General features: G+C 64.6%; 9 protein-coding genes. 1 reads left to right on the top strand and 8 read right to left on the bottom strand.

Annotated elements, in window-relative coordinates:
- The gene (gene glyA / locus E8F11_RS13325) at positions 1 to 1,254 is read right to left on the bottom strand and encodes a serine hydroxymethyltransferase (protein ID WP_280289288.1); all 1,254 of its coding nucleotides are present in this window, start codon (positions 1,252 to 1,254) and stop codon (positions 1 to 3) included.
- 413 nt (positions 1,255 to 1,667) lie between these two features.
- Here glyA and E8F11_RS13330 point away from each other — a divergent pair, with 413 nt between their 5' ends.
- Entirely contained in the window at positions 1,668 to 2,687 is a 1,020-nt protein-coding gene (locus tag E8F11_RS13330) for a GlxA family transcriptional regulator (protein WP_280289289.1), read from the top strand.
- A gap of 317 nt (positions 2,688 to 3,004) precedes the next feature.
- Here E8F11_RS13330 and E8F11_RS13335 read toward each other — a convergent pair whose 3' ends face one another.
- From E8F11_RS13335 to E8F11_RS13365, 7 genes are all read right to left on the bottom strand, one after another.
- A complete protein-coding gene (locus tag E8F11_RS13335) occupies positions 3,005 to 3,328 on the bottom strand; it encodes an XRE family transcriptional regulator (RefSeq protein ID WP_280289290.1) in 324 nt (107 codons plus the stop codon).
- Complete coding sequence (locus E8F11_RS13340) at positions 3,321 to 3,689, bottom strand: type II toxin-antitoxin system RelE/ParE family toxin (protein WP_280289291.1); 369 nt, start codon at positions 3,687 to 3,689, stop codon at positions 3,321 to 3,323. Before E8F11_RS13340 ends, E8F11_RS13335 begins: the two co-directional genes overlap by 8 nt.
- Positions 3,690 to 3,796: 107 nt before the next feature.
- Positions 3,797 to 4,879 (bottom strand): fimbrial protein, encoded by a 1,083-nt coding sequence (locus tag E8F11_RS13345; RefSeq protein WP_280289292.1) that lies wholly within the window; start codon positions 4,877 to 4,879, stop codon positions 3,797 to 3,799.
- A gap of 343 nt (positions 4,880 to 5,222) precedes the next feature.
- Positions 5,223 to 6,563 (bottom strand): MFS transporter, encoded by a 1,341-nt coding sequence (locus E8F11_RS13350; RefSeq protein WP_280289293.1) that lies wholly within the window; start codon positions 6,561 to 6,563, stop codon positions 5,223 to 5,225.
- Between the two features lie 384 nt (positions 6,564 to 6,947).
- Positions 6,948 to 8,159 carry a M24 family metallopeptidase gene (locus E8F11_RS13355; RefSeq protein ID WP_280289294.1) on the bottom strand — a complete coding sequence of 404 codons (1,212 nt, stop codon included), beginning with the start codon at positions 8,157 to 8,159 and terminating at the stop codon, positions 6,948 to 6,950.
- A gap of 400 nt (positions 8,160 to 8,559) precedes the next feature.
- Positions 8,560 to 9,564: a GlxA family transcriptional regulator gene (locus tag E8F11_RS13360; protein ID WP_280289295.1), complete on the bottom strand. Its 1,005-nt coding sequence runs from the start codon at positions 9,562 to 9,564 to the stop codon at positions 8,560 to 8,562.
- Positions 9,565 to 9,568: 4 nt separating this feature from the next.
- The coding region (locus tag E8F11_RS13365) for an L-serine ammonia-lyase (RefSeq protein WP_280289296.1) at positions 9,569 to 10,944 on the bottom strand (1,376 nt) is incomplete at its 5' end.

The following is a 10,944-nucleotide window of genomic DNA, read 5'->3' on the forward strand; positions in this document are numbered from 1 at the left end:
TTAGCGGTAGACGGGGAAGTCGGCGCAGAGGCCGGCGACCTGCTTGGCCACCTGCGCCTCGACGTCGGCATCGCCGAGGTGGTCGAGGATGTCGCAGATCCAGCCGGCCAGTTCGATGCTCTGCTCTTCCTTGAAGCCGCGGCTGGTGATGGCCGGGGTGCCGATGCGCACACCGGAGGTCACGAAGGGCGACTGCGGGTCGTTCGGTACGGCGTTCTTGTTCACGGTGATGCCGGCGCGGCCGAGGGCGGCATCCGCCTCTTTGCCGGTCTTGCCCTGCTTGATCAGGCTGACCAGGAACAGGTGGTTGTCGGTGCCGCCGGAGACCACGTCGTAGCCGCGGTCGATGAAGACCTTGGCCATGCCCTGGGCGTTCTTGATCACCTGGGCCTGGTAGTCCTTGAAGCCGGGCTCCAGCGCTTCCTTGAAGCACACCGCCTTGGCGGCGATCACGTGCATCAGCGGGCCGCCCTGGGCGCCGGGGAATACGGCGGAGTTCAGCTTCTTCTCGATCTCTTCGTTGGCCTTGGCCAGGATCAGGCCGCCACGGGGACCGCGCAGGGTCTTGTGGGTGGTGGTGGTGACCACGTCGGCGTAGGGCAGCGGGTTCGGGTACAGGCCGGCGGCTACCAGGCCAGCAACGTGAGCCATGTCGACGAACAGCAACGCACCGACCTTGTCGGCGATGGCGCGGAAGCGCGGGAAGTCCAGGGTCTTGGAGTAGGCGGAGAAGCCGGCGACGATCATCTTCGGCTTGTGCTCGACGGCCAGGCGCTCGACTTCGTCGTAGTCGATCAGGCCGGTGGCAGTGTCCAGGCCGTACTGCACGGCGTTGTACAGCTTGCCGGAGGACGACACCTTGGCGCCGTGGGTCAGGTGGCCACCGTGGGCCAGGCTCATGCCGAGGATGGTGTCACCAGCGTTCAGCAGGGCCAGGTAGACGGCGCTGTTGGCCTGGGAGCCGGAGTGCGGCTGGACGTTGGCGTAGTCGGCACCGAACAGCTGCTTGGCGCGATCGATGGCCAGCTGCTCGACCTTGTCCACATGCTCGCAGCCGCCGTAGTAGCGCTTGCCCGGATAGCCTTCGGCGTACTTGTTGGTCAGGCCGCTGCCCTGGGCTTCCATGACGCGCTGGCTGGTGTAGTTTTCCGAGGCGATCAGCTCGATGTGGTCTTCCTGGCGACGCTCTTCTTCCTGAATAGCGCTGAACAGTTCGTCGTCGTAACCCTGGATCTGATCTTGCTTGCTGAACATCGATGATCTCCTGCGACAACCCGCTGTCGTCTCTGTTGTTTTGGGGGCCCTTTGCCGGCCGGTCGAGTCCGGTCGGTTCCAGCCTGTTGCGGCCGATTGTGCGAAATAGCCCGACACCCCGTTTGCCTGTTTGCGACGTGTAAATGCCCAAACTGACCTGGGCGGATGGCTAATTCTTCCCAATGGCCGACAGCACTCCCTCCAGCGGTGGCCGGATACCGCCCAAAACGGCCAGGGAATGCGGATTGGCCGCCGCCGATGGCGCTGATCGGCATGCCGAATGGGTGTAAGCTGAACCCCGGCGCCGGCCCCTGGCCGCGCTGAAAACAATAAGAAGACAGAGCTGCACTTCGACTTCTGCCTCACCGGCCTATACCCAAAAACGACAGTCGATGCAGTGGAGGAAGAACCCAATGGCTGTTGCGAACCTTGCGGCGCCGCCCGTAGACGAAATCCAGGGCCAATCCCGGCCCGCCGGGGTCAAGACCTTCGGCTTCCTGCTGATCCCCAACTTCACCACCATCGGCTTCGCCTCGGCCATCGAGACCCTGCGCATGGCCAACCTGGCCGCCAAGCGCACCCTCTTCCGCACCCTGCTGATCGCCGCCGACCATGAGCCGGTACAGGCCAGCAACGGCATGCGCGTGGTGCCCGACCATTCCCTCGACGACGCGCCGGCGCTGGATGCCCTGTTCGTGGTCGGCTCCAACCCCATTCCGGCGCGCTATGACCGACGCCTGCTGCACTGGGTGCGCAAGCTCGCCCAACACGACGTGGCGCTGGGCGGCATCTGCACCGGCAGCCACCTGCTGGCCAGCGCCGAGCTGCTCAAGGGTTATCGCTGCACCGTGCACTGGGAAGACATCGAGCAGGTGAAGGACAAGTTCCCCGGCATCGTCATCTCCAACCAGCTGTTCGAGCTGGACCGCGACCGTTACACCTGCTCCGGCGGCACGGCGTCCATGGACATGACCCTGCAGCTGATCGCCCGCGAACCGGGCGGCGTGGAAATCGCCACCCGCGCCGCCGAGCTGCTGCTCTGCGACCGCATGCGCGGCGCCCGCGAACAGCAGCGCGTGCCCTTGCGGCAGAAGCTCGGCCACGCCCAGCCGAAGCTGAGCCAGATCGTCGCGATCATGGAAGCCAACCTGGAAGAACCCCTGGAACTGGAAGAACTGGCGCAGCTCAACGAAGTGTCGGTGCGCCAGCTGGAGCGGCTGTTCCACAAGTACCTGGAGCGCACGCCCAGCCAGTACTACCTGGAACTGCGCCTGAACCGCGCCCGCGACCTGCTGCTGCGCAGCGAATCCCAGGTCCGCGACATCGCCCTGGCCTGCGGCTTCGCCTCCCCGGCGCACTTCTCCAAGTGCTACAGCCGCTTCTTCGGCCACTCCCCGCGCGGGGAGCGCAAGCAAAGTCCGTTGCACGTCTGAGCAGTGGGGACGTTCTTTTCCTGTAGGGGCGAATTCATTCGCCAAGGGCAGCGCAGCTGCCCCCCTCAAGCCCGCAAGGCAGACCTGCGGCCTGCTTGGCGAATGAATTCGCCCCTACAAGTGAATGCCGCCCCGATCAGCAACTCGTAGCCCGACGCGACGGCGCTCCCTGTAGGGTGGACAGCGCTCTTCTGTCCACCAGACGGTATTTCCCTTGGCGCTGAAGGTGGATGAAAAGAGCGTCATCCACCCTACGGTTGCGTATGCGCGATGGCCCGTAGGTTGGGCCCCTGATCCAAGCAATTGCGCAGGTACTCTCAATCCGCATTCAAGTCGCGGAGACCTTCCAGTTTCACGGGGGGACGACCGGGGAGCCTTGCCACCAGTTCCAGCGTTCCGCCCATGGCCTCAACGTAATTGCGCAGCGTAGAAATAAGCATGTCAGAACGCTTTTCCACCTTGGAAACATTGGCCTGCTTCATGTCCAGAAGATCAGCCATTGCCTCTTGAGTGAGGTTCAGCTCCTTGCGCAGTGCTTGGAGGGTCATGTGTTCCTCAATAAGCTCCTGACCGCGCTGCTCGATTTTTTTTCGGCGCGCAGTCGGGAGAGCTTCCATAACCTGGTCGAGTGACTTAGCCATTGCCTTCCCCCTGCTTCAAAGAGGCCAGATGCCGGTCAAAACGAGCATCTGCGCTCTTGATCAAAACCTTATAAAACCGCTTTTCGCTAGTGCCGGACTTATCGCCACCTATCAGCAGAATCGCCTTCCTGTCCGGGTCAAACGCGAAGGCTACGCGCCAAACTCCATCATCAGCTTTGAAGCGCAGCTCTTTCATATTGAAATGTTTCGAGCCATTGAGCGTGTCCACATGAGGGCGACCCAACTCCGGGCCGAAGCGCTCCAACACCTTGAGCTGTGCCAGCAGCTCATCCTGAACTGCTTCCGTCATGGCCTCGAATTCAGAGGCAAAATCATCACAGAACTCGATGCGCCACTTCATGCTAAATATTCCTTTAGAGAACTATTCCGTCAAGGGAATAATTGGCCGTGCATCCGTGGATAATGGCTACCCCAACGTCGTGGCATCTCAACGGGCTCGGGTCGGGCTCACTCGAATTCGAACTTCAGCGTCACCTGGCTCTTGAACTCGCCGGGGTCCACGTATTTTTCCGCCTTGATGGGATAGGCCTCCAGTTCGAACTGGGTCTTCTGCTCCACCTGGTTGAAGTCGAGGGGGATGAGGTTCTCTGGTTTCGGGTTGGCGAATTCGCGCAGGGGCGGGACGATGCGGCCGCTGTTCTTCAGGATGATGGCCAGGTCGCTGCGGTCGTTCACCGCCAGGGCATTGGTCTGCACGCCGTGGGGGTTGCCTTCCAGGACCAGGTTGATGGCGACCATCTCGGAGATGTTCTTGCACTGGATATTGAAGGTCCGGGAGACCGTGCGTTGCGGCGTTTCGCCCGGCTCGGCCAGCTCCCAGGGGTTGAGGTTGCCGAAGTCGATGGTGGTGACCTGCCCGGGAGCGAGTTCGCAGCTTTGGGGGACGGCGACGGTGCCGCTCATCCAGACGTCGGCCAGCGGCGTGGCACCGCTGGGGCTCGTACCTTCGACGGTACCCCGAAGCTCCAGCAGCTTGGTCTTGGGAATGACCGATTCGCCGATGAAGGGCTTGTCGATCATCAGGTGCAGGCGGCCTTTCTTTCCGGTATCGAAGGTGACGTTCATCACCCCGCTCGAAGAACAGGAAAATCCTGTGCCCGATGAGGTCCCCTCATTGCTGACCGATGAGAAGGGGATAGGGACGTATTTGGTCACCTTGCCGTCGATCAACACCTCGCCCGCCACCTGGATATTGCGATTGACCTTGTAGAACTGCATATCCACCCCATTGACCGCTGCTGTATAGCCTTTGGCAAGGTCGCTCTTGGCGGTGTAGAAGATCTCGGGGATGGTGCTATTCGGTTTGCTGCATTTACAGCTTCCTTTGTAATACTGGCCCAGGTCCCAGGTATGGGCGTTGGGCATCAGCATCTGTGGCCTGTTCTCTTCTGGCGAATAAAAGGTTTGGTTGAACGCAAAGTTGAACGAGTGCGTGCCGTTATCGGGGCTGCATTGCCCACCGAAGGCAGAGCCGGGAATGGCGAGAACGAGCACGGCAAGGCCGCGCAGGAGTGGGGAATGGTCCTTCATGTTGAGCTCCGGAGCATCGAGAGACGGATAACCTACCGGTGCGCTCTCGGGCTCTGGAGGGGTGAGGGAAAATCAGGAAATGGCCAGCATCGGAGCGGAATGAGGCTTACAGCCAGTGTTTCGCCGGTGTAGGCCAGTGGCGGCGAGGCGGTAGTTCCGTAGCCCGAAAGGCAGGCCTGCGGCCTGCATAGCGAATGAATTCGCCCCCACAAAAAAGCGGAACGCCGCCCTCCTTTCGGGGGGCGGCGTTCCACTTTCAGGCCCTGTGGATCAGCCGTCCCGTTCGAGCCCTGTGCTCAGCGGCTTGCTCGCAGCCGCCGGCAAGTTGCCGGGACCGCCAGGCTCAGTCGTCCGCCAGGGCCTTGTGGGCGGTCTCGCGGATGCACAGCATCGCCACCAGCGCCACGACCGCCGCGGCCACCAGCATCCAGGCCGGGGCCAGCTTGTCGCCGGTCTGGCTGATCAGCCAGGTGGCGACGAAGGGCGCGGTGCCGCCGAACAGGGCGTTGGCGGTGTTGAAGCTGAAGGCGAAGCCGCTGTAGCGCACCCGCGTCGGGAAGACCTCGGCGAGGAAGCACGGCAGGGTGCCGTCGTTCATCGCCAGCATCAGGCCGAAGGCGATCTGGATCAGCAGGATGAAGGCGAAGGTCTGTCCCTCGATCAGGCCGAACAGCGGCACGGTGACGCCGATGAACAGCAAGGATGCGGCGATCAGCATGGTCTTGCGGCCGAAGCGATCCGACAGCTTGCCCATCAGGAAGATGAAGCCGATGTAGGTGGCCAGGGACACGGTGGAGGCCAGGAAGGAGTCCGTCTCGTTCATGCCCATCTCGGCGGAGAGGTAAGTGGGCATGTAGCTGAGGATCAAGTAGAAGGCCACCGCGTTGAGGCAGGTAACACCAATGGCCACCAGCACGCGCTTGCGCTGCGCGCCGAATAGCTCGCGGATCGGCACCTTGTGCTCGGTTTCCTGCTTCTCCATGGCCTGTTCCATCTCGCGGAACTTGGGCGTGTCTTCCAGGCGCAGACGGATATAGCGGCCGATTAGCCCCAGTGGCGCCGCCAGCAGGAACGGCAGGCGCCAGCCCCAGGCGTGCAGCTGTTCGCTGTCCAGTTGCGAGTACAGCCCGGCGGCGAACAGCGAGCCGAACAGCAGCCCCGCCGCCGTGCTGGCCGGCACCAGGCAGGTGTAGAAGCCGCGCTTGTCGTCCGGGGCGTACTCGGCGAGGAAGGCCGCCGCGCCGGCGTATTCCCCGGAGGCGGAGAACCCTTGCACCAGACGGATCAGGAGCAGCAGCAACGGCGCCAACATGCCCACCTGGGCGTAGGTGGGCAGCAGGGCGATGCAGAAGGTGGCGCCGGACATGATGAGGATGGACAGGGACAGGGCATTGCGCCGGCCGTAACGGTCGCCGATATGGCCCCAGACGATGCCGCCGATGGGGCGGACGATGAAGGAGATGGCGAATACCGCGAAGGCCGCGAGCAGGCCGGTGGTCTTGTCGGTGGCGGGGAAGAACACCACGGCGATCACGGCGGCCAGGTAACCGTAGGCGGCGTAGTCGAACCACTCGACGAAGTTGCCCATGAAGCTGGCGGTCGCCGCACGGCGGAGGGTGCTGCGCTCGCTGGCCATCTGGCGTCCGGCCTGGCCGTAGGCCAGGGTCTGGTTGGAAAGGCTCATCGGGCACCTCCTTCGGGGAGCTGCGCCTGGATGCCTGGAGTATGGACGGGAGCACCCCGGCCGTTGTGGAAAGACACGGTGTCGGCCGCTTCCCGAGGAAGCGTTCCTGAAATAAACCTGACCATCGCCTGTACCTCTGTTGTTATGGGGTGATTTCGGCAGCGGGTAGTCAAAGGTCGGCGCGTGCGCGGGGACCGGCCCCGTGGATGCCGCGCGTCGATTCTTGTTGTCCGGTCGAAGGGGAGTAACGGCTGTAGGGTGTGCTTCAGCGCACCAACGACTCCGCTGGTGGACTGAAGCCCACCCTACGAAAAACCCACCCTGCGACCTGTTCGTGCAAACCACGGTCCGCGCAGTGTCGGCTCTGCGCGGGCGTGGGGTCGGTCATTTGCGGATGATGTTTTTCTCCGGGCCGTAGGGGAACTTGGTGATGTTCTCGGCGCCGTGCTCGTTGACGATGAGGATGTCGTGCTCGCGGTAGCCGCCGGCGCCTGGCAGGCCTTCGGGCAGCATGATCATCGGTTCGATGGACACCACCATGCCGGGCTCCAGTACGGTGTCGATGTCCTCGCGCAGCTCCAGGCCGGCTTCGCGGCCATAGTAGTGGCTCAAGGTGCCGAAGGAGTGGCCGTAGCCGAAGGTGCGGTACTGCAGCAGGTCGTGCTTGAGGAAGATCTCGTTCAGTTCGCGGGCGATGTCGCTGCAGCGCGCGCCGGGCTTGATCAGCTTGAGGCCGGCCTCGTGCACCTCGACGTTGACCTGCCAGAGGCGCAGGTGGTCGTCGGAGCAATGGTCGAGGAACAGGGTGCGCTCCAGGGCGGTGTAGTAGCCGGCGATCATCGGGAAGCAGTTGAGGCTGAGGATGTCGCCCTTGTTCACCTTGCGGGTGGTCACCGGGTTGTGCGCGCCGTCGGTGTTGATGCCGGACTGGAACCAGGTCCAGGTGTCCATCAGTTCGACATCCTCGAAGGTGTCGGCGATGGCGCGGACCATGGCCTGGGTGGCGTGCAGGGCCACTTCGTATTCCGGCACCTGGTCGCGCAGGGCTTCCACTACCGCCGCGCCGCCGATGTCGGCGATGCGCGCGCCATGGCGGATCATCACGTGCTCTTCGGCGGACTTGATCATGCGCATGCGCATGCAGGCGGCGGCCACGTCCACCAGCTCGGCGTCGGGGTAGCGGGCGGCCAGCTTGTCGCGGTTCTGCAGGTTCAGGTGGTCCGCCTCGATGCCGATGCGGCGGGCCTTGGGCAGGGCCTGCTGGATGGCGACGAAGTAGTTGTCGCGCTGCCAGTCGGTGTAGACGATGTTGTCGGTGCCCTGGGTGCGGCGCCAGGGCTGGCCGCCGTCGATGTTGGCGCTGATGCTGATGACGTCGTCCTGGGTCACCACCAGGGCGTAAGGGCGGCCGAAGGAGCAGTAGAGGAAGTCCGAGTAGTAGTTGATGTTGTGGTACGAGGTGAAGACCGCGGCGTCGATGTTCTCCGCCGCCAGATGGGCGCGCAGTTTGGCCTGGCGGCTGGCGTATTCCTGGGCGGAGAAGGTGGATTTGACCTTGTCGCCGTTACGGATGCGGAGCGTCTTGGGCATTTGCATGGCGTGAACCCTTGTTGTTTTCCAGTGACTCGGCGCACCGGGCTGGTGGGCCGTTGGAAGGCATTGCAACAGAAGGCACCGGCGAGTTTTTGTACGAATCCGACCCGAAGTTGGTTGGATCCGCTGGGGTGGGTTGGGGAGTTCCGAGCGGGGGTGAGGGAAGATGGGACTCGCTCGAACCATCAGCCAGGCTCGAACCGCTTTTCTGTGGGGGCGAATTCATTCGCAAAGGGCAGCGCAGCTGCCCCGGCCAAGCCGAAGGGCAGACCTGCGGCCTGCTTGGCGAATGAATTCGCCCCCACAAGGTAAGAGCCGACCACTGTGCCCGGACCACCAAAAAAAACAGGCCCGGACCGTGCTGCCAGGCACGGGACGGGCCCGAAGGTGGTGTCGCTCGGTGTCAGTGCATGGCGGCGCGGCACAGCTGCGGCTTGTCCAGCCGCTCGTTGCTGGGCGGGATGCCGAAGTGCTCGCGATAGCACTTGGAGAAGTTCTGCGCGGAGAGGAAGCCGCAGCCCATGGCCACCTGCACCACCGGCAGGGCGGTCTGGCGCAGCAGCTGGCGGGCGCGCAGCAGGCGCAGCTTGAGGTAGTAGCGCGACGGCGAGCAGCACAGGTACTTCTGGAACAACCGCTCCAGCTGCCGCCGCGACAGCTCGATGAAGCTGGCCAGGTCGTCCAGCTCGATGGGTTCCTCCAGGTTGGCCTCCATCAACGCGATCACTTCCTGCAGCTTGGGCTGGGCGCTGGCCAGGGCCTCGCGCAGGGTCAGGCGCGGCGGCGTGGGTTCGCTGCGCAGTTGGCCGAAGGACAGGGTCTCGCTGATGGCGCCAAGCAGGGCCGGGCCCTGGCTGCGGCCGATCAGCTGCAGCATCAGCTCCAGGGCCGCACTGCCGCCAGCGGCGGTGTAGCGGTCGCGGTCCAGCACGTAGGGCTGCGGGCTGAGGGCGATGCCGGGAAAGCGGTTGCGCAGGTCCACCCGGCAGCTCCACGCTGGGCTGCATTCGTATCCCTGCAACAGTCCGGCCTCGGCCAGCACCCAGCTGGCCGAGGCCAAGGCACCCAGGCGCACACCGGCGGCCGCCAGGGACCGGAGGCGCTCCAACAGCGCGGGTTCGCAGGCGCCGGCCGGTCCGTCGCCCCCACAGAGGATCAGCGCATCCAGCCCCGGCTCATCGTCCAGTCGCGACTCCGGTGAGACCTGCATGCCGTTGCCGGCGCGAACCGCCGCCCCATCCAGGTTCAGGGTCCTCCAGCGATAGAGCAGGCTGCCGGAGAGCTGGTTGGCCAGGCGCAGGGGCTCCAGGGCACCGGCCAGGGCGATCAGGCTGAATTCATCCAGCAGCAGGAAGCCGATGGATTCGAGGCGGGTGGGGGCTTTTTCCAGGGCTTGGTAGGCGGTCATGGCATCAGCACTCCACAGCACTCACGGCCAGGCCGCCGCGCGAGGTTTCCTTGTACTTGTCGTGCATGTCGGCACCGGTGTCGCGCATGGTGCGGATCACCTGGTCCAGCGAGATGAAGTGCTCGCCGTCGCCGCGCAGCGCCATCTGCGCCGCGTTGATCGCCTTCACCGCGGCGATGGCGTTGCGCTCGATGCAGGGCACCTGCACCAGCCCGCCCACCGGGTCGCAGGTCAGCCCCAGGTTGTGCTCCAGGCCGATCTCCGCGGCGTTCTCCAGCTGCGCCGGGGTCGCCCCCAGCACTTCCGCCAGCCCCGCCGCCGCCATCGCGCAGGCCGAGCCCACCTCGCCCTGGCAACCGACCTCGGCGCCGGAGATCGAGGCGTTCTTCTTGCACAAAATGCCCACCGCCGCCGCGCCGAGGAAGAAATTGACCACGTCGTCCTCGTTGGCCTCGGGATTGAAGCGCATGTAGTAGTGCAGCACCGCCGGGATGATCCCCGCCGCGCCATTGGTGGGCGCGGTGACCATGCGCCCGCCGGCGGCGTTTTCCTCGTTCACCGCCAGGGCGTAGAGGTTGACCCATTCCATGGCGCTCATGGTGCTGCCGATCACGTTCGGCTTGCCCAGCTCCTGCAGGCTGCGGTGCAGTTTGGCCGCGCGGCGGCGCACGTTGAGCCCGCCAGGGAGGATGCCTTCGTGGCCGAGGCCGTTGTTCACGCATTCCTGCATGGCGTCCCACAGTTTCAGCAGCCCGGCACGGATCTCCGCCTCGCTGCGCCAGGCCTTCTCGTTGGCCAGCATCAGCTCGGCGATGCGCAGGTTGTGGCGCTGGCACAGCACCAGCAGCTCTTCGGCGCTGGAAAAATCGTAGGGCAGCACGGTGGCGTCCTGATCCAGCTGGCCGGCCTTGGCCTGGGCCTCGTCGACGACGAAGCCGCCGCCAATGGAGTAGTAGGTGTCGCGGTGCAGTTCACCGGCCGCGCCTTCGACGATCAGGGTCATGGCGTTGGGGTGGTAGGGCAGGTTTTCCTCGAGCAGCAGCAGGTCGCGGTTCCAGTCGAACGGCACCGGCTGGCTGCCGTCCAGCAGCAGCTCGCGGGCCTCCTGCAGCGCCGCGATGCGCGGGGCGATCTGCTTCGGGTCGACCTTATCGGGCCATTCGCCCATCAGCCCCATGACCGTGGCGCGGTCGGTGCCGTGGCCGACGCCGGTGGCCGACAGCGAGCCGTACAGGCGCACCTCGACGCGGCGCACCTGCGCCAGCAGGCCACGCTCGCGCAGCGCCGTGGCGAACAGCGCCGCCGCGCGCATGGGGCCCACGGTGTGCGAGCTGGAGGGGCCGATACCGATCTTGAACAGGTCGAACACGCTGATAGCCA

Source organism: Pseudomonas sp. BN417, from assembly GCF_029871205.1.
In the GTDB taxonomy this organism is placed as follows: Bacteria; Pseudomonadota; Gammaproteobacteria; order Pseudomonadales; family Pseudomonadaceae; genus Metapseudomonas.